Here is a 21428-nt window from a genome sequence, read left to right as displayed (position 1 = left end):
TAAAACGAGCGTAACTGAGAGAGCCGGGCCTGGAAAATCCCAGGCCCGGCTTATTGCGCTTGTGCCGCAGGCAAACTCGAGTGGCAGTCCGAATGACGGTCCTATGCAAAATCGAATGACGGTCCTATGAAGAGCGGCTGTGAGGCTTTGGAAAATCAGTGGAGCTATGTTGATGGAACGGTTCGTCTGCCTGCGGCGATGCAGGAGTGAGAAGAGCGGCGAGGGCCGAGCGGTCCATCTGAGGGCTGAGCGGTCGATTTGACAGATATTGGTCAGAAAATTGTCAGAACGTCGAGCGCACGGGTGGATCCAAATCACTAGGCTGTGCTCATGAACGCCATCGTGTGCGACATAGTCGCGTGGATGTACTTTGCATCTCGGCTGCCCGCGACACCTCTCAGCGCAGCCCAAGCCCAAGAGCGGATCTCTGGGGCTTCGGCCATGGCTGCCTGTGCGAAGTCCGTCAGTACTTTGGGTTGGTGGAAAGGCAGCCTTCCCTGGGCTCACGAATTGCTGGCGACTCCGGATACCTACGACGTCCCCATGCATATGTTGATAGGCTTTAATAATCGGCATGGCACACAAAAAAGGATTGCAATTCATCAATTTACTCAACCTGTGCCCGACGGGTTTTTATGGGAGATCCAGCCACCGCAAGGTTTGGATTCATTGCAGGTGGTTTCTCCAGCTGGGTATTTGGTGCTTCGTTCTGGACAAACGAACCAAACCCAACTTGCGATGCTGGTTTCAATTTTATGCGGCGACTTTCTTTGCAATCCCTACCAAGATAATGCGCGCTACTTCAGAGATGTTCTCTGCTCTACGGACACCATCGATGCTGTAACCGCTGGTATCTCTGAGTCGATGCGTGGTATCAAAGCATTGAAGTCAGCGCTCCCCTACGTAGCCAATGGCGCCCATTCGCCTATGGAGACAGTGATTCAATTGGCCTTGTCGCTGCCGCCTAGACTAGGTGGCAGCGGTCTGCCGACCCCCGAGCTCAACGCAAAGTTAGAAGTGACCGGCGAGCTCTCTTTGCTGCTGGGCGGATCACGATATATAAGCCCCGATGGGCTTTGGCCTGCGAGGCGCGTGGGTTATGAGTATGACAGCCACCAAGAGCATGACAGCAATCCTCTGCAAGTTGAGAAAGATCGACGCCGCCGTGATGTCATGGAACGCCTAGGCTATCAGATGGTGGTATTTGATCGCGAAAGTTGTCGCAACGAACGCATGCGAAACCTTTGCTTTGAGCGTCTTGCGAAGCTTTTGAAACGGTCTTTTGACTGGAGCGGTGCAGCTCAGCAGAAGCGTCGGGACCTTTGGAACAAACTGATGACCGTTGGCCTTTGCTGGTAGGAGCAGATGGTACGCAGCGACTAACTAGCACGCAGCGATTAGCTGACACTGTTATTGCTGTATGGTCGCGTATTTGTGTTTTCGCTGCCTCGTCGCACTGGGCTTTTGTAAAACCCCAGTGCGACGAGGTACTACATCGCATGTGTACATGCAGCAATTCCATATCCCGCACTGCTCACACTCCGCACCTGTATTTCCCACCCGCCCAGCATCGCCCCACCCAGCGCTGCCCCTTCCCTCCGCCTGCACGTCCATCCAGAGGTCGCCCTAAAGTCCCTAGATTGATATTGATGAGTTTTCATGGGTGGATTGTTTGAGAGCCCACTAGGGCGTTAGGAGGGTCCCGAGGCCGGGTAGATGTGCTAGTGGCTCTGCGGAAGGCCCCTAAGAGACAGCGTCTCGGCAAGGCTCGAAGCGGCGTCAGGCAAAGGTCTCAGGCGCTTCGGAAAGAAGCCCTGTGCAAAGCCGCGTTCTCCATGGCATTGTTCTGGCGGAGGCCCTACTGGGGCATTTCGCAGGGAATGCTGCGTCAGAATCGCTCTGCGCAGGAGTGCTTCTTCCAAGGAGTGCCAGGCCCAAAGCCTACCTATAAAGGGGACTACTAGAAAATCTAAGTGGCTTAATGGAGATTTTCTTCTAGCGCTTGCTAGAAGTTGGTCGTCTTTGTAGGATGCAATGTGTGAGAACATCGCCGCTTCGAGGCGAAATCCGTAAAGGAGGAATCGTTATGAATCTCAAGCCGCTGGGTGATCGCGTGCTCGTCAAGCCGGCCCCCAAGGAGGAGAAGACCTCTTCGGGCCTCTACATTTCCTCAGGCGCCCAGGAAAAGCCCCAAAAGGGCGAGGTCGTCGCAGTAGGCGAGGGCCGTCGTGATGACAACGGCAACCGCATCCCCATGGACGTGAAGGTGGGCGACCAGGTATTTTACGGCAAGTTTGGTGGCAATGAGATCAAGGTCGACGGCGAGGACTACCTGCTCCTCCGTGCCGACGACATCTACGCCATCATCGAGGGCTAACCCCCTCCTCGCGTTTCTCATGCAGCGCGCCTTGCGCGTCTTATAGCTGCCGAGAAACCCGCGCCCTCGCTCCCTGCGAGACCCCCCCCCTTGCTGCGACCCATGAGTCGCAGCACCACTCCATCAAGTAACTGTTTCATAGGAGGTACGCATACCTATGGCCAAGATTATCAACTTTGGCACCGACGCCCGTTCCAAGCTTGCAGCCGGCGTCAACACCCTGGCAGATGCTGTCACCACCACCATGGGCCCCAAGGGCCGCTATGTGGCTCTTCAGCGCCCCTACGGTGCTCCCACCATCACCAACGACGGCGTTTCGGTCGCCAAGGAGATCGAGCTCAAGGATCCCGTGGAGAACATGGGTGCTCAACTGGTGAAGGAGGTCGCCACCAAGACCAACGACACCGTGGGTGACGGCACCACCACCGCTACGCTTCTGGCCCAGGTCATCGTGAACGAGGGCCTGCGCAACGTAGCCGCCGGCGCCAACCCCCTGGCGATCCGCCGCGGCATCGACCACGCCGTGGACGCCGTGGTGGAGGAGATGAAGGGCGCCGCCCAGACCGTCTCCACCAAGGCCCAGATCGCCTCTGTAGGCACCATCTCCGCTGCCGATCCTGAGATCGGCAAGAAGATCGCCGACGCCATGGAGGTCGTGGGCAAGGACGGCGTCATCACCGTCGAGGAGTCCCAGACCTTTGGCATCGAGATCGAGACCGTCGAGGGCATGCAGTTCGATAAGGGCTACATCTCCCCGTACTTCGCCACCGACAACGAGTCCATGGTCTGCGAGCTCAAGAACCCCTACATCCTCATGACCGACCAGAAGGTGTCCAACATCCAGGACATCCTGCCCATCCTCGAGGCCGTGCAAAAGTCCGGCTCTGCGCTGCTCATCGTGGCCGAGGACGTGGACGGCGAGGCTCTGGCCACGCTGATCCTCAACAAGCTCCGCGGCACCCTGAACGTCTGCGCCGTGAAGGCTCCTGGCTATGGCGATCGCCGCAAGCGCATGCTCGAGGACATCGCTGTGGTCACCGGTGGCCAGGTGGCCATGGAAGAGCTGGGCATCAAGCTGGCTGACACCACCGCCGACATGCTGGGCCGCGCCAAGAGCGTCAAGGTCACCAAGGACAACACCACCATCGTGGGCGGTGAGGGCGCCAAGAGCGCCATCGATGACCGCATCGCCCAGATCAAAGCCGAGATCGATCACACCGACTCCGACTTCGACCGCGAGAAGCTTCGCGAGCGTCTGGCCAAGCTGGCCGGCGGCGTGGCCGTCCTCAAGGTGGGCGCTGCCACCGAGGTGGAGCTCAAGGAGATCAAGCACCGCATCGAGGACGCCCTGCAAGCCACCCGCGCCGCGGTGGAAGAGGGCATCGTCGCCGGCGGCGGCGTAGCCTTCCTGGACGCCTCCGAGGTCCTGGCTTCCATGAAGTGCGACGACATGGACGAGAAGATCGGCGTCGACATCGTTGCCAAGGCGCTGGCCGCCCCCGTCAAGACTATCGCTGATAACGCCGGCTTCGAGGGTGCAGTCGTGGTCGAGAAGGTTCGCGGCATGGACAAGGGTCATGGCCTGGACTCCGCTACCGGCCAGTACGGCGACATGATTGAGATGGGTGTGCTCGACCCCGTCAAGGTCGCTCGCGTCACCCTGCAAAACGCCGCCTCTGTGGCCGGCCTCTTCCTTATCACCGAGGCCACCGTCACCGACGAGCCCAAGGACACCACCATCGAGGAGGCCATCTCCGCTGCTGCCGCCCAGGGCGGCCAGGGTGGCATGTACTAATCCCTCGAGGTCAAAGCCCTCTTAGCGCCTCATCGCGCACGTAGCTCTACGCATACAAGCCCGTCCTCAGCTCACCGCAAGCTGGAGGCGGGCTTTTTCCTTGCCGATAAGAACCGCAACCATGAAGCTCATTGGCCCTTCGTTGCCCCTTTGCGGCTGCTCACAGGGCGCTACCAAAGGAGCAGTAAATAGAGGATTGCGCATATGAGGCATACCGCGGCATCAAAGGTGCGGCCATGGGCCTTTGAAGTGCGGTAGACAACAAGCTCGGCAGCTATTACCAAAAGACTGCTCATGGTAAGAAGCATGAACCTATCGATGCAGCCAAAGTGATACAGCACGCCAATTGACAGGCAGCTTATGGCCACGGCGATGCCATCCCAAGAGAGGTAGCCTTCTGCCCACCAGTAGGAAAACTTTGCTTTGATTGAAGCCCAGGTCATAGAGCCTGCTTCCTTTGCATGCGGCTCATTGCACGCAGTTGTGGACAAGGCTGACGGCGATCTACGGTCGATAATCGGGAAATGTCGTGGCTATCAGGTTATTTCGAGGTAAAGAATCACATTATTATTAGCAAATATAAACCAAGAAATACAAAACATCGCTGGGTAAATCAAAACATATTGTTGCAATTGCGATTATGCTCCCATGCTAAAGTTAATCAAAGGAGCAGCTATGGCAAACATTCTCTATATCGAAGACAACCTGCAAGTGAGAACTTCGGTAAGCCAGGTGCTGACAGGCGCTGGACATAGCGTAAAGGCGATTCCTGACGGCGCCACATTATACGAGTCGCCTGCACTTCTAGAGGATCAGCGCTTTGACCTGATGATCTTGGATATGACGCTTCCCCATGTCGACGGCCTCACTCTGCTCAAGCGTATCCGGGAAGTGTCTCTGCTGCCTGTGCTTGTGCTCTCTGGTGACAACAGCGAGTTGGACATGATCGACGCCTTGGCAAGCGGCTGCGACGACTATGTGACTAAGCCGATCCGTCCCGCATACCTTCTCGCCAAGGTCAACGCATTGCTCCGACGGACGGCTCATGCTTGCGAGGACGGGTCTTTCTCGGCAGGAAAAGGCGAAGTGCGCGCGGGAAACCTGCGCTGTTGCGATGGAGAGTGCTTTGTGGAGGGGCGGCCCGTGCCCCTCACGCCTACAGAGATAAAACTGTTGCGCTATTACCTTGCGCATCCCAATCAGCCCCTATCGCGAGAGCGCCTGCTTGCAGAAGTCTGGGACATGCCTCAAGAAGTTGAAAGTCGGACGGCCGACGAAATGACTCGCCGAGTGCGGCGCAAACTAGAATACGCAGGGGCTTCGGTGGCCTTGCGGTCGGTGTGGGGCGTGGGCTATAGGCTTGAGACTCCCGAGAGCGGGGGCTGACCTATGGCGAACGCCTGGGACAAGCTGCGGCAGGCCCGAGTGCAGAGGTTTGTGGTTGGATGGGCCGTTTGCCTGGCAGTTCTCTATGCAGGGGTGTGCGTGTTGGTCGATCTGTCTGCGAAAAGCGTCCTTGATGGGGGAGGCTCTGGGCTGCTGGGGCTTCATGCGCAAGAGGCGGTCTTAGGTGGGGAGGGGGATTTGGGCGCTGAGGCTTTTGCGAGCGTTCCGTTCACGAGCGAACTGCGCGATGAGATTGCCGAGAAGCCCCTTCAGCAAGCTGGCCAAAAGCCTGATGTGTGCTCCTATTACGCGGGCGACTGCCTGGTGTTCTACAGAGTGATAGACGATGCTGCCTCGGGTGTGACGGTTCGCTATGTGGATTGCAGCTCTTGGGTGGCTAGGTTTCGCGTTGCAAAATGGGCGCTCATTGGCACGGCGCTCTTCACGACTCTGGTGGCAGCGGTTCTGAGTTCTAAGGTCACTCGGGACATCGAGCGAGAGATCGCCATCTCCGAGGCGCTTTCTGTCCGTTTGCTCCATGAGGTCAAGGGGCCCATAACCGCTTTGGCGCTAGGCCAGCTTAGGTCAGAGGAGCAGGCAAGAAGCCAAGAGGTGGACGATCTCATAGAGGCCTTTGACACCCTCGTGAGGTTCCAGTATTCGCCCGGCGCGATCTTGAGGGTTGTGGATGCTCGGGAGATCGTCTTTGAAGTGGCCAGGGCGCTTGATAAAGATGCGGAGTCCTCCAGTCCCCAGGTGGGCGTCTATGCGCCGGAGCCAGTTGAGATCTCGTGCAGCGAAGACAGGCTCACTGCAGTTCTTTACTGCATCGCAAAGGCGATGGTCGCTTCGCAGCCATCGACGCTCTTTGCGGCAAAACAAGACGCCCACAACCAGGTGGGCGTCTCTTGGAATGGTTCTGATCTGTCGGCTGTCCCCTCTGAGCTCGTCGAGCTTGCGCGAGACTTCGCTCGAGCGGAGGGCTGCAAGGTAGAAGCAAGGCATGACAAAGGGTCCAGCTCCATCTGTTTTAACTATGCGTAACCTAGCTCTACCTGCGGCGACGCTTTCCGCGCCTCTCCTGGTCTTGGTCTACCGCCGCCCGCCAGGAATCATCCAGCGGCGCGCCCGCACAGGCACATACCGCCGCATCGCCAAAGGATTGGAAGGCGGCAAAGGTGCCGGTGGAGTCCGCGTCGTAGGCGACGGCGCGGTTAAGGTCGATGCCTAGGCTCTCTGCCTGCTCGGCCACGTCGATGTTGGCCCCTAGGAACAGGAACTCCCAGCCCCTCTCCCTATGTTGCGAGATCAAATGCTTCACTTGTCCATAAGTAAACTTGTGAGAGGCGTTTTCCAGCCCGTCGGTGATGATGCATACCGTGGTGGAGCTAGGCTTATGCCCTGCAGGCTGATGCTGCTGAATCAAATCGATACGCTCGATAGTGGACCCCACCGTGTCCAACAGTGCAGTGGTGCCGCAGGGCACATAGTCGCTGGCAGCGAGCGGTTTGATAGACCCAATGGGCTCCCTGTCATGGACAATGGTCGATGCTTGATTAAAGAACACCGTGGTCACCAGCGCATTGTCGCCGGCTCCGGCGGTCTTCTTAAGCACCGAGTTGTATCCGCCCACCGTGTCGCTTACCAAAGGCATCATGGACCCGCTGGCATCGATAATGAATACCAGTTCAGCCACCGGGGCTGCGGGCTTCTCGGTGGCATGGTGATGGTGCTGGTGATGACGGCGCGCGGGCTGACAAGTATCTGCGGCGGTGTCGGCAGGCTGGCTGGCAGAGTGCGTGGAGCCAAAGAAAAACAAGTTCATGGAGCCTCCTTCAGGCGTAACGGATGTTGCTTGCAAGCCTAAAGGGAAACGCCTCGCCAAAGGTCGCCTGCCAGGTGACATTGGAAGGCGAGCATGGCGCGCGGCATGGTGACGCAGCAACGGGCAGCATGCAGATGTGGTGCCGGGAGGCGCGGCTCCTAGGCTCCCAACAGCCGGCGATCGTAGGCGTAGAGGGCCTGGTTCACTCGGTCGATATCAAACATGCGCCGTTCCAAGTACCAGGCGCATATTGCGTCGTCGATGGACGAGGGATTCAGCGCAAAGCCGGCACGAGATAAAAGATCGCGGGTTTCTGCCAGCGTGAGCTCCAGGGCAAAGGCCAGAGCCAGCACGGTCTGCTTGCGAGGCTGATAGCTGGGATTGGAGCGGATCTTGGAAAAATGCTGCCGAGTGAGCCCAGCTTTACGGTATACCTGGGCGTCGGTGAGGCCGCGGGCGTCGATAAGGGCCAGCAGCTGCCGAGAAAAACCCCAATCCAAGTGCTGCAGCGCCTCCTCCAATGTGGCGGCGTGGGTGGGCACGCTGGCGGCGCCGGGGGCGGTGATGGCTTGGTCGGCCAGGAAGAGGGCGCCGGTGTCCTCGGGGCTGGGAGCTGCCTGCGCAGGGGTCGGGACGCTGGTGGCCGGCGCGCAGGCGTCCCGACGTCTTCGGGACCTGCGGGGAGCTGCGGGCGCTTTGGGGGCAGCAGGCGCCCCAGCGCCAACCGGCGCGCCGGCGGCGGGAGTGAACAGCGAGTCTAGAGGCAGGCTGGTATCCAGCAGCTCGTCGGGGAGGGTGCGCAGGTACTCCACCAGCTCGGGTTCCAGAGCGCGGCGGGCCTGGGTATGGTCACCCCAAAGGCACAGGTGGACATCCATGGAGTCGCCGGTGGCTTCCAGTTCCTCCAAAATGGCGGTGCGGGCGATCTTGCGAGCCTCGTCCGCCGGGTAGCCATAAATGCCTGAAGATATCAAAGGAAACGCGACGCTCGTAGCTCCCAGCTTGGCAGCCACGCGAAGGGCAGAGTGGTAGCAGGAGGCGAGGGTTTGGGCTTCTCGGCTCGAACCGCCGCGCCAGATGGGCCCTACCGCGTGAATGATCCAGGGTGCCTTGAGGCCAAAGCTGGGCGTGGCTGCAGCTTGGCCGGGTGCGACGGGGGCCGCTTGAGTGCAAGCGGCTTCGAGGGCAGCTGCGTTGGCGGCAGCGAAAATGGCACCGCAGACACCTCCTCCGCGGGTGAGACGGGAGTTGGCAGCATTGACTATCGCGTCCACATCCATGGTGGTGATATCTGCGTTATTGATATAAAACGGCATAGGAAATCCAATCAGACGCGGTGGATGGACGCTAGCTAAAAACAGCCTGAAAATCTCTTAAAGCACAAGGTGGCGTAGAGATTTTGGTGCCTGTGTGTCCCTTGGTATTCCAGCGTCAAAATGGTCTAAAGCGCCATAGGGCTATGGTATGGTATCCACTCTTATTTCAACGCACGGAGTATCGGGGGCACTATGGTCATTCGTTCTGCGCGCACTAGCGATCTACCTGCCATTATGAGTGTTATCGAGTGCGCCCGCAGCCGCATGCGGGCCGAGGGCAATGCCGGTCAGTGGGAGGGCTATCCCACCGAGCATACAATTCTCGACGATATCGACGCCGGAACCTTTTACGTGTTTGTGGATGACGGCTCAGAGGTCCATGGCTGCTTCTCGCTGGCCGCGGGGCCAGACCCAGATTATGGCGATATCGACGGCGCCTGGATCGACAGCTCTCCCTATGGCGTGATTCATCGCGTTGCTACCGACAACACCTTTTCCCACGCCATGGCCCAGATTGTGGACTTCGCTAAGGACCAGGGGTTTTACCACCTTCGCATCGACACCAACGGCCACAACGTCACCATGCAGGCGGTGCTTGAGCGCCTGGGCTTTGTCTACTGCGGCGAGCTTAGGCGTTGGCGCGAGGGGCCTTGGGTGGCCTATGAGCTCACGCCGCAGGTGCCGGCCGCCACGCAGGCTGCCAGCGTCTAGCCGCAGGTAGACCGCCCAAGCGACCCATGGACTCATCGCGCATCTGGCCTCAGTGCACAACCGGCCGCCCGCATCTGTCCGCGCCTAGCGGTGCTCGGGGGCGTCTAGCTCCTCGGTGGGGATGGAGCGGGTGTCAGGCACCCATACGTAGGAATCGTCGCTTGTGCACTCGGCGATGATGCGCTCCACCGGCAGCTTGGCGTAGATGGCGCTGGCGCTCACGCAGCGCAGGCCTTCCTGGGTAAAGAGGTCGCACTGTCCCTCGAAGGTGCGCCGAGTTTCCTTGGTGATAGAGGCCTTCACCGTGAGGGGCACATTGAGCGGTGTGGGCTTGTGGTAGCGCACGGTGAGCTCCATGGTGACGCCCCAGTGATCGTGGTTGCCGCTGATGTAGGCGCGCCCAATGGACTCGTCGCAGATGGCCGCAATGACGCCGCCGTGGAGGCGCCCAGGATAGCTGCAGTGGATATCGCGTGCAGTAAACACGCCTGTCACCTGACCGGGGGTGTCGTCCTCCACAAACTGGGCGTGCAGGCCTGCGGGGTTCTCGTAGCCGCACACGAAGCACATGTCGTTAATAGGTTGATTGTGCTCGCAGCCGGGGCCCGCAGGCGCGCAGTGGGGGCAGGATTCAGAAGCAGACATAGGAGCAGCACTTTCCTTGTAGGTTTAGAGCTCGGTAGCGCCGGGCACCTCAAGCTCGCGGTCGCTGGCGATGAGAATGTTGTTCTCATCTTGGGCCAGAGGGTCGGGGCAGCGCAGGTCATAGACGTGCTCGAAGGCCATGAGCAGGGCGTCGCGGGCCTCAAGGACGCGAGTGGGGTCCTTTGCGGGTGCTACTACATTCACCAGGTAGAGACCGTCTTGAGCAAGGTTCTCTTTGGCCATATCCAGGCCGTAGCCGCTCATGAGGTCCGAGGGGGCGGAGGTGCCGGCGTAGGCGTCGTTGACGATGACGTCGTAAGGCTGGGCAGCGCCGCGGCCCAAGACCTTGCGCTTCACCAGGAAGCTTAGGCCGTCCTCCTGCACCACCTTCAGGCGCGGCTCGCCGGAGGGCAGGGTGCCTGCGAACTCGATGGCGTGGTCTAGGTGGAACTCCCGGCGGGCGATCTCGATGATCATGGGGTCGATCTCACACACGGTGATGGAGAGATCCTCATGCTCCTTGATGGCGTGGCGTGGCCAGCAGCAGCCGGCGCCGCCTACCACCAGCACGTTTTTGGGATGGACGCCCTGGGCGGCCATCTCAGGGGAGAAGATGACGTCTAAGCCGCGGCTGTGGGCCGCCACAGGCTCGTCCGGGTCGTCCAGATACATCACCGATTGCCAGCCGCCGCCTACTGAGAGCACGCGCATGAGGCGGCCTTCAGAGTCGGTGGTGGTGAACAGATGGGCCACGCCAAAGCGGGTGGGCACCAGGCGGTCGGCGCGCAAGGCCAGATGCTGGGCGAGTTTGGTGGCGCCAAAGGCTCCCGCGGCGCCGGCAGCGACCGTAAGGGCGCCGATGGCCACGGGCTTCAGGGAAGACAAGGTGGGCTTGTTCATGGCTACTCCTTGGCAAGACGGGGGTACCAGGGGACTCCGTCCACAAAGATGGGATGGACCTCGCCGGCAATGAGCGGGCGGGCGTAGTCTAAAAAGACCTGGGTGAGGCCCATGCCGTCCGGCGTGATCCAGCTGCGTGGGATGGTGCGTACCCCATTGGCCACATCAGAGATGGCTTTGAGACCATAGCGTACCGCGTAGGGGTCGTCGGAGATGCGGTGAATCACCGAAAGCATGCCAGTGGCCCCGGACGCTGCTGCCTGCAGCGAGGTGGAGCCCAGGGTGGCGGCTTCTGCGAGGTCGGTGGCGCTGGCCAGATGCGCGGCACAGCGCTGGAGGGTGGAGAGCTCCACCGCGCGGGTCTTGACTCCCAGACGCTCCTTGATGACGCCGGCCAAGTAGCGGCAGAGCCCGGACTGGGCCGCCGCATGGCCAAAGGCGTCCACACCCACCGACTCGTCCTGATAGAGCGGCTCTCCCGTGGGCGTGCGGGCGCCCTCGCTGGCCGCGATAATGACGGTGTTCTGGGTTTTGAAGAGCTTATCTACCCGAGAAACGATGTCGTCCAAGCTCACCGGAGCCTCCGGCAGCAGGAACAGGTCGGGGCCGTCTTGTCCTGGAGCCCCTGCCAGGGCTGCGGCGGCGGTGAGCCAGCCGGCATCGCGGCCCATGATCTCCACCACGGTGACCGACTTCATAAAGTAGGTGTCGGAATCCCTTCTCAGCTCATGGACCGAGGTGGCCACAAATTTGGCAGCGCTGCCATAGCCGGGGGTGTGGTCGGTGCCCATCAGGTCGTTGTCGATGGTCTTGGCAACGCCCATGAAGCGGATGGGGCTTCCTGCGCTCTCGCCGTAGCGGGCCAGCTTCTCGATGGTGTCCATGGAGTCGTTGCCGCCAATGTAGAGCACCGCCCCTGCGCCCAGGGCTTCAAAGCGCGAGAAAAGCTCCTGGTAAGGCGTGGCGTCATCCTCGGGATCCGGCAGCTTGTAGCGACAGCTGCCCAAAAACGAGGCCGGAGTATGGCGCAGCAGCTCGGCCTGGAGCGGGTCGCTCACGATGGCGTCCAGATCCACCGTGGCGCCGGCCAAAAAGCCCTCGATGCCGTTGCGCATGCCCACCACGCGGGCTCCCAGCCTGTAGGCGGCTTCCCACACTCCAACAAGGCTGGCGTTGATGGCGGCGGTGGGGCCTCCCGACTGCCCCACCAACACCGTGGTGTCCCACTTTTGCTCCATAGGGCCCCCTTTGCATGGCGCGTCCGTCGACGGCGCGAGACGACGGTCTTAGAACTCTTTCACTCTAAGCCAACCGTCCCGCTTGGGACCTTACAAAGCCTACTGGTGCGCCAACTTGTCATCGAGGCTCGACAGGTTGTCCCCGCCCGCCAGCTCTCTTAAAGGCTCATAGGCGACAATCAGATCATCTAAGCGCAGAGATGCGTTGGCCGCGCTGGTAGAGGGCAGCGCCACATGTTCGAGCTCCGGCCACTGCGGCTTGTCGAACTGCCGATAAAACCGTGCCGCCGCAGCCCCGGTGGTTGCCACGGCCTGGATAGGCGCGGCAGTGAGCAGCGGTCCCAAGTCGTTGGGCACTGCATCCTTGATGGAGGCATCCGATGCCCCGGCGATATGGCAGGAAGCCAGTACGTCCCAAAGGGCGATGCCATGGGCCAACACCAGCGCCCGTTTGGCTTCAACGGTTTCTGGCACCGGCTCGCCAAAGAGCGCTGCCAGCACCCGCCAAAAGCGGTTTTGGGGATGCCCGTAGTAAAATCCCAGCTCCCGAGATTTTGGACTGGGCATAGTGCCCAACACCAACACGCGGCTGGCGCTGTCATAGACCGGTTCCAAAGTGTGGGTGACCTGCTGAGTTTGCACGCGTGCTCCTCCCTGCCCCTGGCTTTTGGGCACAATCCTACCCAGAAATCTTACCCGGCCAAGCACCCGTTGCGCATCTTGCGGCCCAGACAGGAGGCAGCGCCCATGAACGTGACTTTCGACAAGCGCGGCTGCGCGCGGTCCCTCAAACGCTGGCCCGATCTGGCCTGCCGCATCCCCCAGATGCTTGCCAGCCAGGCAGAGAACGGCTTCTTCAAGTGTAAGAGCGCCATCAAGCACCCCTTCCAGGGCCACTCCCTCAAAGAGTGCCGAGTGAACTCCAAAGACGCCGGCAGTGTGCGCGTGGCCTTTTGGGTGGCAGGCGACGCCGCCCAGGTGGTCTACATCACCCCTACGCTGGTAAAACGCGACTTCACTCAGGAGCTCGAGCGCTTTCTGGCGAGTGGGTAGGCGCCCCGGCGACCCACGGATGTCAGGCAGGAAAGGCGCGGGTTTCTCGGTAAGGCGACAAGCGAGTGGATTCGCTATTTTGTGGTACGAGAGCCTGCTTTCCGGCAGATCTATTTTCTCGTTGGCAGATAGGGGTAGGCCATGAAACTTCTGCCCACGAAGGAGGCGAGACGCAGTGAAACTTATGGCGATGAAGCAGGCGCTGGGGATGGCGCAGGGGCTGTGCGGCAAGGGTTCCAAAGGCTCGGTGGAGCTTAAGACCTTTAAGAAGGACCGCTGGGTGAGCGTGTGTGCCACAGGCGATGCGGTGCGGGTGGCTGAGGGCGGCTATGCCGCTGCCGAGAAGGACTATCCGCCGGGAGCTGAGGCCCGCAAAGCGCTGCGCGAGGCCTGTCGCCGGGAGTTTCCGCGGTCGAACAAGCTCTATGTGAGCCAGCGGTAGAGGACGTGCAGGCAGGCCGCCGTGCCGGCTGTCTTGGGGCCCTCTTCAAGCTGGGGGTTGCGGCACCTAGGAAAACTCCGGGTCTGCCAGCAGCAGATCCACCATGAGGCCGTAGCTGGCGGTGCCGGACGACTGCCCTTGGGCCTTGAGGTAACCGTCGTTCACTGCGTCTCCCAGATCTTGAAGAGGGCCTCGATAGCTGGCAGCCATCGAGGAGCGGGCCGCTCGGTCGCCAGCCACCGCGGCGCTCCTTTGACGGTTGATGCGTGCCCAGGCGGCCTGATCCTGCCCGTAGAGGGTGTTCATGGCATGGTTGTAGGCCAGGGTGTAGCCGCTGTAGCGAGCCAGCGGGTCCTCTGAGTTCACGCAGGCCAGATAGCCAATGTAGTTGGCCTCGTCTTCGCGCATGAACCCGGCGCGATGGGCCAGCTCGTGGCAGAGGGTGGCCGGCACGCAAAAGCGGGGCCAGTCAACGCTCGCGTTGGCCTCGGCGGTAAAGGGAAAGTAGAAGCCGGTGATGCCCACCAGCGACAGGAGCCGAGAGGCCAGTACCGGCTTAGGGGTGGAGAACTCGACGTCGAAGAGTCCAGGGTGAGGGGAGTTCAAGGCCTCGACCAGCAATTTCGCCTCTTGGGCCATCGCAGGGAAGTCTCCCCGCCCATCTCCCGAGGTCGCAGGGCGGCTGCGAAGCCACTGGTCGGAGACGGGCCCCAACGCCGCCCGGCTCTCATCCATCCGGCGTCCCAGCTCTTGGCAGAGCTCGGCTAGGCGGGCGGCGTGCTTCTCGGCAGGGAGGCTGCGCGCCTGCTCAAGGGCCGGCCCATAGCCGGCGAGCTGGGCGAAAGTAGGTCGGTAGTAGTTGAGCCCTTGAAGCGCCATGAAGATCACCCAGATGGCCGCCACTGTCGCGACGGCGGGGATCGCGCGGCGCCAAAAGGTCGTGAGTCTGCTCCCGCGGCCGGCTTTGATGATCGCCCGAAGGCTGACTATGAGATATGCGATGATCGCGATGGCTGCAGCCAGAAGGACCCATTCCGCTACCGAGAAAGACGCCAACCCCGGCACCCAGCCCACGGCGTTCGACAGCGGTACGTAGAAGCCTTGAGCCCAGGCGTCGGAGGGGCTGGCCGCCAGCCAAAGCGACCCGGCCCAGGCGGCTGCGGCAGCTGTCAGGCAAAGGCAGGTTCCCACGATGGTGCGGCGGGGAAGATGCAAGGGCACAGGGCCTCCTTTCCGGGTGCGATGGGCGGGATAGCGCGTCGATGCGCTCCTTCATCAGCTTAGCGGATGGATGCGAGAGGCTTGAGTAAGATGCGGGGGACGCCGGGTTGGCATCAGGCACTGGGCAGCATGAGTAACCTGGGGCTATGAGACTGTCTCAGGGGCAGGCAGTTTGCCCTGGGCAGCCTCGGGGATCTCATCCCACTGCACCTCTTCCCAGGAGACGACGCCTACCAGTGGGCGAGTCTTGAGGCGCAGGTAGGCGGCGTCGCGAAGGATACGCTCGGTGTCTAGGGTGATGGGGGTGGTTTGACCGGCTGGAGTGACACCCTCCAGCTGATAGGAGTAGCACATGCCTCCATGGGGCTCGATGGAATGCACGGCATCGTTGTCTATCTGGACGTAGGCGATGTCGGGGTCTGCCAACTCGCTATGGAGCACCACTGCCACTGCCGCGCCCACTGCCACTACTGCCACAAGCCCAACCAGGATCTTTCTTGCTATGGGGTCTTCCAATCGCTCATGCGCGCATCGCACCCACAGACCATGGTGGCCCGACGCACAGAGCGCGTCCATCGATGCAGGTGACAGAGGGATAACGGTTTTGTAAGAGGGGGAGGGCTGGTGGGGTTGAAACGCTTATGCAATAAGTATTTCGGATATTTATTCTGTATCGCTGTTTGGTATTTGTAATACTTGCGCTTTCAGAAGAATGCAAATTATCATAATATAAGCAATAATAATATAATTAAATATATGATTACTGCTTTTTGATACGCAAATATTTAAACTCTAATATACAAAGCAATTCAGTTTGTCAACTTCTCGGTTATCGATTGTATGTTGAATTATTCGATAAGTATAAGATCATGTTATTAGTGAATTTAATAAGGGAGGATAAAATGAGCATTTCACGCAAACATTTTATTAAAGCAATGGCAGCAATTGCAGCCATGGGGATCTTTAGGCCAAAGAAAGCAATTGCATCCGAAAGCGATGACTTAGTCGTTTTTAGTCCCGAGATTGCTCTTGATTATGCAGAACAATTTGTTAAGAACACTTATAGGTCTTCAGCAGGTGTGGATAACCCCATACCCATAGTCGATATTTATGGACAGCCCTCTGGCTATGCTATTGATATGCTATGCTATTGATATTATAGAAGGAGGCGGAAATAGCGGCTATGTCTTACTTGATACGAACTGCCCAGAACTAATCACTACTTTTTGTTTTAATTCCGGAGCACTGGGGCCTTACCAAAAGCAAATGAGTATGCTTAAAAAGACCCTCAATTCTAGTAGCCTTGGAGCGCCGTGTCTATTACAGCTTTCTCCCCTTGACTTATTCCCCTATGACGAAGCAGTTGGCATAGCTATCAATACAGACGGAGTACCCTTCAAGCCACTACGAAGAAACACCTCTACTCCAAAAACCGAATGGAATGATCTATTGATTCCAACTGATCAAGTATATGGTAGTGCATATACAATTACGTCAGAGGGTTACATCGGTGATTATTGGTTTGCTACAGAAGGGCAAATTGAAGAGAATACGGGAAAATATGCTTGTGCAGTTACTGCCCTTTATACTATCGCAGGTTTAACGTGGACAGGATCGGGCTTTTTAATTGATCCATTCTCAGATTGGTCTTGCTATGACCAGCTTTGGAAGTATACAGGAACAACTGGAACCGGGGAGTATAGTTCTGCTGGTGCAATGCTAGGGACTACCGAAATGGACAAAATAGGCCCAGGATTTGTTGAGTTCTGTAGGGCACGAGGATTTCCACAAAATCAAAGCAACACTTTCAGCCCAGCATTCTCTTCTTTCCAAAATCAAGTTTCTAATACTAAACATTCAGTCTTTTCCGCTTCAATAACAAGGTTGGATGGGAGTATTTCAGGACACTCTATGAGTGTCAACGGATGGGCCTGCTTGAAGCGTGCTGGTCTTACCATGAATACCTTAAGCGTATTTGACGGATGGTACAATATGAAATATCTAAATGTGTCATACAGCGGCTACAGGACGACGCATGGAACTTATTTCTAGACGAAGGTTATTTAAAACAGCAGGCTTTGTATTAAGCCTGCTGTTTTTAAATATGGTTGGCTGCAAAACTCTTACTTCAGAAGATCGAAGCATTAATGAGAGAGGCAACGAGATGCCTGATCAATCAGATACCAGGACCGGTGGTGCTGGAGCAGCTGCAGGAGAATCCAGCGGCGAGGTGCTGTATGCAGAGGAGCGCGACAACAAGTACCTCGTGATGGTGCAGGTGCAAGAGGGGTCTTCCATGGAAACGGGCAGTTTTGCCCTGGTGGTGTTAGATCCCATGCAATCCAGTGCCAGCCAAAGGACGCCTCTTCCTAAACCAGGGGACCAGTTGCGTTGGTTCCATATTCTCGCCCCTGGAACTGTGGGCTATGTGAGCGGTTGGGACTACAGCGTGATAACCCGAGAAACACTCCCTACTTCCTAGGGAGTCGCAGGTGGAAGGTGGTCTTCTCGGCAGCAGCATCCCAGTGCAACTCCCCGCCTAGCTGCGAGGTGCACTCTTGGGCCAGCGAGAGATCAAAACTGGCGGGCATCGGCGAGCTATCAGCCGAATCGACGGCAGTGGCGTCGCCAGGGACCGCATCATAACTCACAACAATCTCCACCCAGTCGGCGCATGCGTGAGAGCTCACCTCAACCGCACCTTGGGCTTGGCGAACGACCACGCTCAGCAGAGAAGTGAGTGCGCTGGCAGCCAGGCGGCCGTCGGTGCGTAGAGGGAGCTGGCAAGGGAGGTCTGCTTGCAAAATAACGTGACGTGCATCAGCTAAGGGAGCCACATCCTCCAAGGCCTCGAAGGCGATTTCGCGAAGGTCCGCCTCTTCTATATGAGCTTCGTAGCTCAGCTCGTCAAGCTGGGAAAGCAAAATGATTTGATCTACCAACCTGCTCATGGTGCCTACGTTGCGGTGGATGATGGGCCGGGCGCGCTCGGCAGGGAGCAGCCCGCTTTCGAGCGCCTCCACATAGCCGGTGATGGCCATGAGGGGTGTCTTGAGCTCATGGGAGGCATTGGCGCAAAAGGTTTTCGCGCGACGGCGGTCCTCTTCAATAAGCCTGAGCAGCCAGCCGGAGCCTCTCCTCACCAGCAGGCAGACTCCTAGGGCAATGACCAGCAGGAGCGAAGTCGCCTGGTCGATCAGCGCGAGGTAGGGGCCTTCGTCCACGCAGAACACGAGCCAAGGATGGTAGCCCTGCTGACGAGCGGCTTCATCGGGCCCTGCCACCAGATAGTAAAACTCATGGCCTTGGTCGCTAAAACGTTGCACCTGGTTAAGGGGCGTGACGTCTGCAGTGCTCGCGAGGTGCCCCCAAAAAGAAGGCAAGTACCCGGCCGAAGCCATGGATGGGTACTGGGTAAGCCTTTGGCCTTCTTCTCCCAACTCCACGCGACTTACCGTGGGCAGCGAGGCTTCCTGGACGACAGATTCGTTGGCAGCCGTTGCCATCAGCGCCCGCTCTGCCTGTCTTCCTAGCTCAAAGCGAGAAAACCACAGGTAGATGAAGGGTACGCAGGCAACGCAGATCATGATGGCCACAGAGAGCCTCTTTAACGTGCGAGCGCTTTGATTTGCAGGGAGTTTCTTTGGGATATGCCCATGGCATGTGGCACGAGTGGGCGTGGGGGAGACCGAATCACTGGGCATCCTGGGGCACCTCCTTTGGAGCCAACCGCCAGCCATAGCCCCATACGGTCTCGTTGATCACCTGGGAGCCGGCGTCAAGCAGCTTGCGGCGAAGGCGCCGGTTGGCTTCGTCTGGCGCCCGAGAGGCCACTACCTCCTCATAGCCCCACACCGCGCGAACCAGCTCGCCACGCGCTACGGGTTCTTCAAAGTGCGCCATCAGGTATCCGAGAAGATCAGCCTCCAGGGGTGTGAGCTTGAGCTCTTGACGGCGAGGCTTTGAAGGGCCGGGGCGGGTTGATCCGGCGGTGGAGGTTTTTCTCGGCAAGGATGTCACCCAAAAGCGACGAGTCTTGGCCTCGAAGGCGAGGTTTTTGCACACAAGGTCGCGATTCAATGCTTCAGACGGCACAGCTTGTGGTTCAAGCAAAGCCGTGCGGCGCAGCAGGGCTTGGATGCGCGACACAAGCACGCGGAGCTCGAAAGGCTTGGGAAGGTAGTCGTCGGCGCCCGAGTCGAGGCCTTCGCACTGGTCGTCCGGGGCGCCTTTGGCGGTAAGGAGCAGCACGGGCAAGCTCGAGGCGCGGCGAAGTTCGCTTAGGGCTTCAAGGCCGCTCATGCCCGGCATCATGACGTCGAGGATCGCCAAATCGGAGGGGCTGCGGCGAAAGGCGCTCAACAGAGAGGCCCCGTTGGCAAAGCCTTCCACTTCATGGCCTGCCCGCTCTAGGCAGGCAACCACCAAGGTGCGAGTGTCTGGGTCATCGTCGGCGAAGTAGATCTTTGCCATGGGGCTCCTCAATAATGCGGCGAAGAAGGAGTAGGGAGATGTTGCGGCGAACAGCCATCATCGAGGCGGTTGGCGAGAAGCCGCGCTGCCCGGTGCGTCATTCACTGTTTGATAGGTTCTACGATACAACTCCGCAGCAAATCCCCGGCTGCGGGTGTTTTCGTGCTCGGTCAGCCGCCTCCCTTCCATCGTGAGCACGCTGTCGCACACGGCAGTCACGTTGTCCAAGATGTGGGATGAGAACAGCACAGCGCTCCCGCGCCGAGCCAAGGCGCGCAGATAATGCCCATTGGACTCGGCATGGGTGGGGTCCAACGCGTTCATAGGCTCGTCCAAAAGCAGATACTTGGGTTGTGCCACGTAGGCACAGGCCAGTGCCAGCTGCTGGGCCATGCCTTGGGATAGGCGCCGGACGGCCCACTCTATATAGGGTTCCATAGAGCATTGGGTTACTACCTGCGCAATGTCTGCGGAGCTTTTCCAAAGCTGAGCTGCCGTTTGCAGGTGATCCCGACCGCTCAGCTGAGGGTTGAGCAGAGAGCCGTCTCCAGGCATATAAAAAACCTTCGATCGAATGGCCTGAGGCTTGGGCTCTTTGTGGCCGTCAAGCATGCGGCGGCTTGCCTGTCCCAGGCTCCTATTGCCCGCCAGCCACCGCAGCAACGTGGTCTTGCCAAAGCCATTGGGGGCGATAAGGCCTGTGACCCGTCCGGGCTCAAGCGTGAGAGACGCGTGTTCAAGCAGCCTTTTGCGCGCGAATCCCAGCACCAAATCATGTACTTCGTACATGGCTCCTCCTAAACCCTTGTGGAGCGTGCGGCAAGGTTTCCTACCACTGAAGCTGTTGCAACAGCCAAGCACCAAAGTCCTAAAACCAGCAATCCTTGCTCCCAGGACACTCCCGGCTCGTGGACAAGGGCTTCTCCGTTGAAATAGGCAAGTCCGCCGGCGATAGGCCAAAGATCGAAATAAGCCGCCGGATTCCAGGCCGAGGCCCCCTCTGCCAGCACATTGACTGCGAAAAGCCCCAAGATCGGCAGGCAGGCGATCGCTGTCGCCATTTGCCGCTTTGCGCCCAGGGACAACGCCAGCTGTGCCAACGACGCGCAGCAGGCGCATTGGATCAGCAATAACACAGCAGCTCGCCCCAGCACTTGGGCTGCGGTGAGATCCAGTACCTGCTGACCCTGGACGAACACTGCCGGATATCCCGGATCCCCAAATCCCGCAGCCAGCCCACGCTGGCAAAACGCCACCACGCAGGCTGCCATCATGAGCAGCCAAGCTACGATGGTTGTCACCCCTATGCTCGCCAGCGCCTTTGCTCCGGAATTCATGGGGCATTGTCCCAGTAGGCCCTTTGGCTCTTGCCGAGAAACCCCCACCCCCGCCACCTCCGCTGCTATGGCGAGCCATAGCAGCGGAGGCACTTGCCCGTAGACAACGGCCAGGTAGGGCCATGCGCCCATCTGGTGGGTGGTGCCATAGACCACCGGCTCTTGGAGCTCTCCCACACGCACCATGGTGAGGGAGTTCGCGCGAATCATGGCCTCGTCTGTTCCGGCGAAGTAGCCTGCATCGCAAAGCGCCAATATCGCCTGGCAGTAACGGCCTAAGGCACGAAGTTGCTCAGCAGAGCCTCTTGGGCTGGATCCGGCCTCGTCCAGCGCCTGCTGGGCTTCCTTCCAGAGGTTGATGATATTGTCGGCAGCCCCTGAGTCCTGAAGCATCTGGATGCGAGGGCCAATGTCTTGGGCATGCTGGGTCACGTAGCTCTCGACCATATCGGCGCCGGCGGTGGATCCCACGCCGGCCAGCGGCAGCCACAAAAACAGGCATAAAAGCAGCGCGGCAGCATAAATCCAAGGGCTATGGAGGATCGCGCGAAAAAGCTCTCTGGCATAGGAAACCATGGGTGCTCCCATCGACCTTTATGGAACTGCCTTGATCTTAGGGAGTAATGAGACCTGAAACCTTTAGATTCCTGCCACAAAGCTGCCACAGATCGGAGCCGACCCCTCTTGCGGTTGCCAGCTTACCTTGGGA

The 21428-nt window shown here is 59.2% G+C and carries 24 protein-coding genes; 11 read left to right on the top strand and 13 right to left on the bottom strand.

The window, feature by feature from the left end:
• The first annotated feature begins 330 nt into the window (after nucleotides 1-330).
• From OR601_RS07945 to groL, 3 genes are all read left to right on the top strand, one after another.
• The gene (locus OR601_RS07945; RefSeq protein WP_265591641.1) at nucleotides 331-1359 is read left to right on the top strand and encodes a hypothetical protein; all 1029 of its coding nucleotides are present in this window, start codon (nucleotides 331-333) and stop codon (nucleotides 1357-1359) included.
• A 727-nt stretch (nucleotides 1360-2086) separates the two neighbouring features.
• The gene (groES, locus tag OR601_RS07940; protein WP_168897037.1) at nucleotides 2087-2377 is read left to right on the top strand and encodes a co-chaperone GroES; all 291 of its coding nucleotides are present in this window, start codon (nucleotides 2087-2089) and stop codon (nucleotides 2375-2377) included.
• Nucleotides 2378-2534: 157 nt separating this feature from the next.
• The gene (gene groL, locus OR601_RS07935; RefSeq protein WP_136011883.1) at nucleotides 2535-4172 is read left to right on the top strand and encodes a chaperonin GroEL; all 1638 of its coding nucleotides are present in this window, start codon (nucleotides 2535-2537) and stop codon (nucleotides 4170-4172) included.
• A 170-nt stretch (nucleotides 4173-4342) separates the two neighbouring features.
• On the opposite strand, the gene OR601_RS07930 is transcribed toward groL, so the two are convergent.
• Nucleotides 4343-4615, bottom strand: a complete 273-nt coding sequence (locus OR601_RS07930) for a hypothetical protein (RefSeq protein ID WP_265591640.1) — start codon at nucleotides 4613-4615, stop codon at nucleotides 4343-4345.
• A gap of 232 nt (nucleotides 4616-4847) precedes the next feature.
• Here OR601_RS07930 and OR601_RS07925 point away from each other — a divergent pair, with 232 nt between their 5' ends.
• Both OR601_RS07925 and OR601_RS07920 read left to right on the top strand, forming a co-directional pair.
• On the top strand, nucleotides 4848-5558 hold the full coding sequence (locus tag OR601_RS07925; protein WP_265591639.1) for a response regulator transcription factor: 711 nt from the start codon (nucleotides 4848-4850) through the stop codon (nucleotides 5556-5558).
• Between the two features lie 3 nt (nucleotides 5559-5561).
• A complete protein-coding gene (locus OR601_RS07920; protein WP_265591638.1) occupies nucleotides 5562-6602 on the top strand; it encodes a hypothetical protein in 1041 nt (346 codons plus the stop codon).
• Nucleotides 6603-6609: 7 nt separating this feature from the next.
• On the opposite strand, the gene OR601_RS07915 is transcribed toward OR601_RS07920, so the two are convergent.
• Both OR601_RS07915 and OR601_RS07910 read right to left on the bottom strand, forming a co-directional pair.
• A complete protein-coding gene (locus OR601_RS07915) occupies nucleotides 6610-7383 on the bottom strand; it encodes a hypothetical protein (protein ID WP_265591637.1) in 774 nt (257 codons plus the stop codon).
• A gap of 158 nt (nucleotides 7384-7541) precedes the next feature.
• Nucleotides 7542-8699, bottom strand: a complete 1158-nt coding sequence (locus OR601_RS07910) for a macro domain-containing protein (RefSeq protein WP_265591636.1) — start codon at nucleotides 8697-8699, stop codon at nucleotides 7542-7544.
• 192 nt (nucleotides 8700-8891) lie between these two features.
• Between OR601_RS07910 and OR601_RS07905 the strand changes: the two genes are divergently transcribed.
• Entirely contained in the window at nucleotides 8892-9410 is a 519-nt protein-coding gene (locus tag OR601_RS07905; protein WP_265591635.1) for a GNAT family N-acetyltransferase, read from the top strand.
• Between the two features lie 84 nt (nucleotides 9411-9494).
• Here the strand turns inward: OR601_RS07905 and OR601_RS07900 are convergent, their stop codons facing one another.
• The 4 genes from OR601_RS07900 to OR601_RS07885 all read right to left on the bottom strand — a co-directional run bounded on the left by OR601_RS07900 (nucleotide 9495) and on the right by OR601_RS07885 (nucleotide 12835).
• The gene (locus OR601_RS07900; RefSeq protein WP_265591634.1) at nucleotides 9495-10055 is read right to left on the bottom strand and encodes a PaaI family thioesterase; all 561 of its coding nucleotides are present in this window, start codon (nucleotides 10053-10055) and stop codon (nucleotides 9495-9497) included.
• A gap of 24 nt (nucleotides 10056-10079) precedes the next feature.
• On the bottom strand, nucleotides 10080-10955 hold the full coding sequence (locus OR601_RS07895; RefSeq protein ID WP_265591633.1) for a spermidine synthase: 876 nt from the start codon (nucleotides 10953-10955) through the stop codon (nucleotides 10080-10082).
• Between the two features lie 2 nt (nucleotides 10956-10957).
• Nucleotides 10958-12193, bottom strand: a complete 1236-nt coding sequence (locus tag OR601_RS07890; RefSeq protein WP_136011892.1) for a diphosphate--fructose-6-phosphate 1-phosphotransferase — start codon at nucleotides 12191-12193, stop codon at nucleotides 10958-10960.
• 99 nt (nucleotides 12194-12292) lie between these two features.
• On the bottom strand, nucleotides 12293-12835 hold the full coding sequence (locus tag OR601_RS07885; RefSeq protein ID WP_136011893.1) for a DNA-deoxyinosine glycosylase: 543 nt from the start codon (nucleotides 12833-12835) through the stop codon (nucleotides 12293-12295).
• A 105-nt stretch (nucleotides 12836-12940) separates the two neighbouring features.
• Here OR601_RS07885 and OR601_RS07880 point away from each other — a divergent pair, with 105 nt between their 5' ends.
• A complete protein-coding gene (locus OR601_RS07880) occupies nucleotides 12941-13246 on the top strand; it encodes a hypothetical protein (protein WP_265591632.1) in 306 nt (101 codons plus the stop codon).
• A 175-nt stretch (nucleotides 13247-13421) separates the two neighbouring features.
• A complete protein-coding gene (locus OR601_RS07875; RefSeq protein ID WP_136011895.1) occupies nucleotides 13422-13688 on the top strand; it encodes a hypothetical protein in 267 nt (88 codons plus the stop codon).
• A 66-nt stretch (nucleotides 13689-13754) separates the two neighbouring features.
• Here the strand turns inward: OR601_RS07875 and OR601_RS07870 are convergent, their stop codons facing one another.
• Both OR601_RS07870 and OR601_RS07865 read right to left on the bottom strand, forming a co-directional pair.
• Entirely contained in the window at nucleotides 13755-14909 is a 1155-nt protein-coding gene (locus OR601_RS07870) for a DUF3810 domain-containing protein (RefSeq protein WP_265591631.1), read from the bottom strand.
• A gap of 144 nt (nucleotides 14910-15053) precedes the next feature.
• Entirely contained in the window at nucleotides 15054-15485 is a 432-nt protein-coding gene (locus OR601_RS07865) for a YxeA family protein (RefSeq protein WP_265591630.1), read from the bottom strand.
• Between the two features lie 326 nt (nucleotides 15486-15811).
• Here OR601_RS07865 and OR601_RS07860 point away from each other — a divergent pair, with 326 nt between their 5' ends.
• The 3 genes from OR601_RS07860 to OR601_RS07850 all read left to right on the top strand — a co-directional run bounded on the left by OR601_RS07860 (nucleotide 15812) and on the right by OR601_RS07850 (nucleotide 17391).
• Nucleotides 15812-16063: a hypothetical protein gene (locus OR601_RS07860; protein WP_136011898.1), complete on the top strand. Its 252-nt coding sequence runs from the start codon at nucleotides 15812-15814 to the stop codon at nucleotides 16061-16063.
• A 118-nt stretch (nucleotides 16064-16181) separates the two neighbouring features.
• Nucleotides 16182-16961: a hypothetical protein gene (locus tag OR601_RS07855; protein ID WP_136011899.1), complete on the top strand. Its 780-nt coding sequence runs from the start codon at nucleotides 16182-16184 to the stop codon at nucleotides 16959-16961.
• Entirely contained in the window at nucleotides 16945-17391 is a 447-nt protein-coding gene (locus OR601_RS07850) for a hypothetical protein (protein ID WP_136011900.1), read from the top strand. Before OR601_RS07855 ends, OR601_RS07850 begins: the two co-directional genes overlap by 17 nt.
• Here the strand turns inward: OR601_RS07850 and OR601_RS07845 are convergent.
• From OR601_RS07845 to OR601_RS07830, 4 genes are all read right to left on the bottom strand, one after another.
• Nucleotides 17381-18496 carry a sensor histidine kinase gene (locus tag OR601_RS07845; RefSeq protein WP_265592394.1) on the bottom strand — a complete coding sequence of 372 codons (1116 nt, stop codon included), beginning with the start codon at nucleotides 18494-18496 and terminating at the stop codon, nucleotides 17381-17383. The genes OR601_RS07850 and OR601_RS07845 overlap by 11 nt on opposite strands.
• 106 nt (nucleotides 18497-18602) lie before the next feature.
• Nucleotides 18603-19382: a response regulator transcription factor gene (locus OR601_RS07840; protein ID WP_265591629.1), complete on the bottom strand. Its 780-nt coding sequence runs from the start codon at nucleotides 19380-19382 to the stop codon at nucleotides 18603-18605.
• Between the two features lie 57 nt (nucleotides 19383-19439).
• On the bottom strand, nucleotides 19440-20171 hold the full coding sequence (locus OR601_RS07835; RefSeq protein WP_167604253.1) for an ATP-binding cassette domain-containing protein: 732 nt from the start codon (nucleotides 20169-20171) through the stop codon (nucleotides 19440-19442).
• Nucleotides 20172-20179: 8 nt separating this feature from the next.
• Entirely contained in the window at nucleotides 20180-21295 is a 1116-nt protein-coding gene (locus OR601_RS07830) for a hypothetical protein (protein ID WP_265591628.1), read from the bottom strand.
• Between the last annotated feature and the right edge of the window lie 133 nt (nucleotides 21296-21428).

The sequence above is a fragment of the Leptogranulimonas caecicola genome (assembly GCF_023168405.1).
Lineage (GTDB): Bacteria > Actinomycetota > Coriobacteriia > Coriobacteriales > Atopobiaceae > Leptogranulimonas > Leptogranulimonas caecicola.
This window is presented reverse-complemented; position numbering and strand designations above follow the sequence as displayed.

Excerpts from the sequence above, each read along its gene's own strand:
- OR601_RS07855 (WP_136011899.1), top strand. The coding sequence starts at position 16,182 with ATGCTTAAAAAGACCCTCAATTCTAGTAGCCTTGGAGCGCCGTGTCTA.
- OR601_RS07900 (WP_265591634.1), bottom strand. The coding sequence starts at position 10,055 with ATGTCTGCTTCTGAATCCTGCCCCCACTGCGCGCCTGCGGGCCCCGGC.
- OR601_RS07850 (WP_136011900.1), top strand. The coding sequence starts at position 16,945 with ATGGAACTTATTTCTAGACGAAGGTTATTTAAAACAGCAGGCTTTGTA.
- OR601_RS07930 (WP_265591640.1), bottom strand. The coding sequence starts at position 4,615 with ATGACCTGGGCTTCAATCAAAGCAAAGTTTTCCTACTGGTGGGCAGAA.
- OR601_RS07910 (WP_265591636.1), bottom strand. The coding sequence starts at position 8,699 with ATGCCGTTTTATATCAATAACGCAGATATCACCACCATGGATGTGGAC.
- OR601_RS07835 (WP_167604253.1), bottom strand. The coding sequence starts at position 20,171 with ATGTACGAAGTACATGATTTGGTGCTGGGATTCGCGCGCAAAAGGCTG.
- OR601_RS07830 (WP_265591628.1), bottom strand. The coding sequence starts at position 21,295 with ATGGTTTCCTATGCCAGAGAGCTTTTTCGCGCGATCCTCCATAGCCCT.
- groES (WP_168897037.1), top strand. The coding sequence starts at position 2,087 with ATGAATCTCAAGCCGCTGGGTGATCGCGTGCTCGTCAAGCCGGCCCCC.
- OR601_RS07925 (WP_265591639.1), top strand. The coding sequence starts at position 4,848 with ATGGCAAACATTCTCTATATCGAAGACAACCTGCAAGTGAGAACTTCG.
- OR601_RS07905 (WP_265591635.1), top strand. The coding sequence starts at position 8,892 with ATGGTCATTCGTTCTGCGCGCACTAGCGATCTACCTGCCATTATGAGT.
- OR601_RS07840 (WP_265591629.1), bottom strand. The coding sequence starts at position 19,382 with ATGGCAAAGATCTACTTCGCCGACGATGACCCAGACACTCGCACCTTG.
- OR601_RS07890 (WP_136011892.1), bottom strand. The coding sequence starts at position 12,193 with ATGGAGCAAAAGTGGGACACCACGGTGTTGGTGGGGCAGTCGGGAGGC.
- OR601_RS07880 (WP_265591632.1), top strand. The coding sequence starts at position 12,941 with ATGAACGTGACTTTCGACAAGCGCGGCTGCGCGCGGTCCCTCAAACGC.
- OR601_RS07860 (WP_136011898.1), top strand. The coding sequence starts at position 15,812 with ATGAGCATTTCACGCAAACATTTTATTAAAGCAATGGCAGCAATTGCA.
- OR601_RS07895 (WP_265591633.1), bottom strand. The coding sequence starts at position 10,955 with ATGAACAAGCCCACCTTGTCTTCCCTGAAGCCCGTGGCCATCGGCGCC.
- OR601_RS07920 (WP_265591638.1), top strand. The coding sequence starts at position 5,562 with ATGGCGAACGCCTGGGACAAGCTGCGGCAGGCCCGAGTGCAGAGGTTT.
- OR601_RS07845 (WP_265592394.1), bottom strand. The coding sequence starts at position 18,496 with ATGATCTGCGTTGCCTGCGTACCCTTCATCTACCTGTGGTTTTCTCGC.
- groL (WP_136011883.1), top strand. The coding sequence starts at position 2,535 with ATGGCCAAGATTATCAACTTTGGCACCGACGCCCGTTCCAAGCTTGCA.
- OR601_RS07865 (WP_265591630.1), bottom strand. The coding sequence starts at position 15,485 with ATGGACGCGCTCTGTGCGTCGGGCCACCATGGTCTGTGGGTGCGATGC.
- OR601_RS07915 (WP_265591637.1), bottom strand. The coding sequence starts at position 7,383 with ATGAACTTGTTTTTCTTTGGCTCCACGCACTCTGCCAGCCAGCCTGCC.
- OR601_RS07945 (WP_265591641.1), top strand. The coding sequence starts at position 331 with ATGAACGCCATCGTGTGCGACATAGTCGCGTGGATGTACTTTGCATCT.